The organism is Streptomyces sp. NPDC002784 (assembly GCF_053592135.1).
In genome coordinates, this window is record NZ_JBSFVD010000102.1 from 1 (window position 1) to 4,064 (window position 4,064).

Here is a 4,064-nt window from a genome sequence, read left to right on the forward strand (position 1 = left end):
AGCCGGTGGCCGTTCATCTATGCGGGCACCATCCCGATGCCGGAGCAAACCCCCGGATCAGGTCGAACCCGTACACCATCTCCACGGACGCAACCCGCAATCGTTGCGGTCACCCACACCGTTTCAATCACTTACAGAGACTTCCCTGCGCTGCCCTGCAGGATCACCGCTACGGACGTCCCGGACCGGCGTCCGTACCAGTGGTGCAGAGCCGCGCTCTCCGCCACCGTCGTCACCCTGAAGCACCATCGCTGAAACCTCACTACTTGATCACTATCGCCGTCTCCGAAAAGTAACGTATAACACAGCAATGATCACTGCGAAAACCACGATGAATATCAGCGCATCCTGCCCGTTCTCAACAGGAGAGTACTTTCCACCAGCCGCGAGCATTAGCTGCACGCTGATCACTCGCGTCTCGCTTGAGCAGCAACAAAGCAGACCAGAGCACCTAAGAAGAAGATCGCAGATAACATGCCGTGATTACCCTTCGCTGTACTCACCAGCAGGATGCCCATCTCGGGATCCTGCACCACTCCGTAAGGGCCGAGGACCTCATGCGCCGCCTTCATGTCCACGGTGCCGGCCCGCACGGGCCCTCTTCGTCTTCACACTCGAAATACTCGAAGGACCCGTGCGGCCCTTGCCACGTCACGCTGTGAGGCGCTCGAGGGCCGATCGCGTCAGGTCAGCTCCTCTGCGAGCAGATCCATCAGCAGCGCGTCCTGCCAGGTGCCCGTCCGGTGGTCACGCCCGTACGCTCGCATGATCCCCACGGATTTGAACCCGACCTTGCTGTAGCAGCGGATCGCCGCGGTGTTGGCTGCGGCGGGATCGATGGTCAGTCGGTGATGGCCGCGTTCCTGCACCAGCCACCGGGCCAGCGTGCGCACCGTGTCGGCACCGAGACCCTTCCCGTGGCACCTCGCCGTCAGGAAGATATCGATGCTGGCGTGACGGAACTCGGGATCGGTCTCTTCGTCGAACTGCACGGCGCCGATGACCTCACCCTCGAAAACGACGGCCAACATGCCCTCATAGTCGTCCGGAGGCGACCACCACGCCGCAACTTCCGGTTCACGTACGACCCCTTGGAGGATCTCAGTATCGCCATCGGTCACCGAACGCAGTACGACCTTGTCCCCACGCAGCTTCATACCCTCATTCTCCCTGAGCACTGAAGCCACTTTCAGCCCACGTGGCCTCTCCCCACGTCACGAGCTGATCCACGCAATAGCCGACCAGGTCGTACCTATTGAGGGTGGTCGAGCCGCCCACGGCGGGGTACCGCTTGGCCGACTACGAAGCACGACGACGGTCAGGTGCCGGAGTGGAGCAGTAACAGGTCGAGGGTGGGCCCGTCCGGCCCGGTCTTGTAGGGGCGGCGTACTGGTAACCGAGTCGGTGGTAGAGCTGCTGGGCGGGAGCGCCGGGCATAGCGAGAAGGGAGGCCCATTGGGGTTTAAGGGTGTAGATGAGGGCTTGGTGGACCCCGATGCCGCGGCCCTGCCATCCGGATCGTACGGCGAGTTCACAGATCCCGGCGAGGGAGTCGGTGGCGCCGGCCGCTTATGGGCTGAGGAAGGGCCGACGAGGTGGCCGTCGGCGTAGGCAGCGATCAGGGTGAAGCCGTCGCGGCAGGCATGGCCCGGCGTTGAGGGGGCCTCCTCGCAGGAGTGGGCGACCCCGCCGACGCCGGGGTGGGTGCGGCCGAAGTCGACCCAGCCACCGTCGGTGGCCGCGTGTGCCTGCATGGCGCAGAACGCGAGCACGTCCTCCTGGTCGCCGGGCGCGATGCAGACCGAGCGGCCGTCTTTGGTGGTGGGCATGAGGTGGCGTCCCGAAGCGGGCGACCACGGCGCTCTCCACCTGCCAGGTCGGCGGGTGGGCCCGTCTGCGGGAGCTCGACATCCTGGGCGCCCTGATGCCTCAACTCGCTGATCAGCCTGGCCGACTCCGCGCTCTTCCTGCTGTCGGTCTTCAACATCATCGGCCTGCACCTGCTGGCCCCGGTCGTCAAGCGCGAGCTCGGCTCCTTCCTGGAGTTCGTCCGCGCCCGCAACGCCAGTGAGATCAGCGACGACGGCGAGGACGAGGAGTCGGTGAACACCACCGTCTGATCACCCCCACCCCGGCGGCCCGGCTCCTGCACGGGCCCGTTCCACCTCGCGCCTGGGTGAGTACGGGCCCGTACGCCTGCCGCCTACGACCGACCGCCGAGCTCCGCGCCGTCGCGCCGCCGGTCCAGGTAACCGATCGCCGGGGTCGCCATGACTCCGTGGAGCACGACCGAGAACACCACGGTGAGGGCCACGATTGCCCACAGCTCCTGGTCCAGCCCGCCGAAGGAGTCCTGCCCCAGCGCGTAGGACAGGTAGAACAGCGAACCGATGCCCCGGATCCCGAACAGGGCGACCACGGCACGCTCCTCCTTCCCTATTGGGGTCCCTACCTGTGCGAGCCACCCGGTCAGCGGCCGTACGACCAGCAACACCAGCGCGCCCAACAGCGCGCCCATCAGCGTCAGGGCGGACAAGGCGCCGGCCACCAGGTAACCGCCGAGCAGGAACAGCAGCACGGCCGTGAGCAACCGCTCGATCTGCTCGGTGAACTCGTGCAGCACCTTGTGATAGCCGTGGCTGCGCTCGGCGGCCCGGATCGCGCAGGCCGTCACGAACACGGACAGGAAGCCGTAACCATGCAACACCTCAGCGATGCCGTACGAGAGGAAGGTGGCTCCCAGCGCCACGAAGCCCTCCATGTGCTTGGACAGCCGCAGCGCGGAGGCGCGCACCCGGAAGAACATCCACCCCAGCAGCCAGCCGACACCACCCCCGACGGCGAGCCCCACAGCGCACTTGGCCAGCAGGTCGGTCAGCACCCACGTACCGATCCAGTCCGCCGACCACCCCGTCCCGGCCGCAGCGGCGAGGGCGATGGCTGCGTACACAAACGGAAAGGCGAGTCCGTCGTTGAGCCCCGCCTCACTGGTCAGGGAGAACCGCACCTCGTCCTCGTCGCGCTCGGCACCGAGCGGCTCGCCCACGCGCACCTCACTGGCCAGCACGGGATCCGTGGGCGCGAGCACAGCCCCCAGCAGCAGAGCGGCAGCGGGCGGCCAGTCGAGCAGCCCCCAGGCCAGCAGGGCCACGACCGCCACGGTCAGCGGCATCGTGATGCCCAGCAACCGCCACGTCCCTGACCACCGGCGCCATCCGAAGGGCCGGTCGATGGCGAGCCCCGCGCCCATCAGCGACACGATCACACACACCTCGGTGGCGTGCTCGACCCACAGGCGATCAGCAATGGGATCCACGGCCGGCACGCCGACCGGCAGCAACTCGATCAAAACCCCCGCCGCGAGGAAGACCATGGGCAGGGACAGCGGCCGTCTGGACACCACCCGGGGCAGCACGGCCGCTCCCAGCGCTCCCAGGCCCAGATAGACGTAGACCACGTCCGAAAGCGTCACTGCGACCTCCTGCCCGACACGATCACTACCAGATCACGTGTGTACCCCGTCCGCACCGATTGCCTCGCCCGAGTACGTCACCGAGCTCGCTGCCTGCCCGTTTGCAGCGGACAGGCGGGGACGAGCCGACGGGCCCGCTCCCATGAGGGTGTGCAGTACGCGTCAAGAAGGGCGGGGGTGTGCCGGGAAGTCTGGTTGGCGTCCGTGGGGCCGTACGTCCTTTTGCCGACCGCGCCGAGGTAAAGCCGAACACGTATTTACAGCTTACGAAGAAGAAGAAGAAGAGCACCAAATTCGGCATGGCGCTTATCCAATTCCTTCTCCTTGTTGCTCCGCTCCGGGCCGACACCGCTGGCGCCGCTTCGCAGCCTCAGTCAGGTTGAGCGAGATACCCACAGCAGTGCCAACTCCTGGGACGACGGAACCCGCCCGACCACCGATTGTCGCCAGGTACCAGGGTGCGAGTCGTCGGGCCAGATCTTGTGAGCGACGCGGAGTTAGAGGTCGTCTCAATTGGCGAGCCTGCGGAAGCAGATGAGGGTGCAGGCGATGGCTGTGAAGGCCAGGAAGTGTTCGGCCTTGCGTTCATAGC

The 4,064-nt window shown here is 66.2% G+C and carries 3 protein-coding genes and 1 pseudogene; 1 reads left to right on the plus strand and 3 read right to left on the minus strand.

The features are described 5' to 3' along the window. Positions 1 to 407: 407 nt before the first annotated feature. Entirely contained in the window at positions 408 to 593 is a 186-nt protein-coding gene (locus ACWD1Z_RS36675; RefSeq protein WP_451125144.1) for a hypothetical protein, read from the minus strand. Between the two features lie 90 nt (positions 594 to 683). Further along, positions 684 to 1,157, minus strand: coding sequence for an aminoglycoside 6'-N-acetyltransferase (gene aac(6'), locus ACWD1Z_RS36680; RefSeq protein ID WP_451125146.1), 474 nt, complete (start codon positions 1,155 to 1,157; stop codon positions 684 to 686). 771 nt (positions 1,158 to 1,928) lie between these two features. On the opposite strand from aac(6'), the pseudogene ACWD1Z_RS36685 reads away from it, so the two are divergent. Beyond that, positions 1,929 to 2,120: pseudogene (locus ACWD1Z_RS36685) on the plus strand (D-alanine glycine permease); the annotation flags it as partial. An 83-nt stretch (positions 2,121 to 2,203) separates the two neighbouring features. On the opposite strand, the gene ACWD1Z_RS36690 reads toward ACWD1Z_RS36685, so the two are convergent. Further along, positions 2,204 to 3,472: a cation:proton antiporter gene (locus ACWD1Z_RS36690; protein WP_451125148.1), complete on the minus strand. Its 1,269-nt coding sequence runs from the start codon at positions 3,470 to 3,472 to the stop codon at positions 2,204 to 2,206. Positions 3,473 to 4,064: the final 592 nt, after the last annotated feature.